The organism is Peribacillus sp. SIMBA_075, assembly GCF_046534585.1.
Map to the genome: position 1 here is coordinate 1 of NZ_JAWRYN010001766.1, position 229 is coordinate 229.

A 229-nucleotide genomic window follows, 5' to 3' on the forward strand; every position below is an offset into this window, starting at 1 on the left:
GAGCAAGAAGGCAATACCGAACAGCTCATCGTTACAAAGGACGGCTTCGCTGACCTTGAAAATCCGTCAACCGACTCCAAGCACTATCTTTATTTTCGCCAGTTCGAAGCACAAGGAATGGAACATTTCCCGATTGCGCTTACAGAAGGGCGCTTGCCTGAAAACGCCAATGAAGTCGTCATCTCGGAAACTGTGAACAATAGCTCTGAAGAGTCCTATGAAATCGGCG

General features: G+C 48.0%; 1 protein-coding gene. It reads left to right on the forward strand.

Features of this window, described 5'->3' with window-relative positions:
- On the forward strand, nucleotides 1-229 hold a 229-nt coding region (locus SB775_RS34500; protein WP_410865791.1), incomplete at both ends, for a hypothetical protein.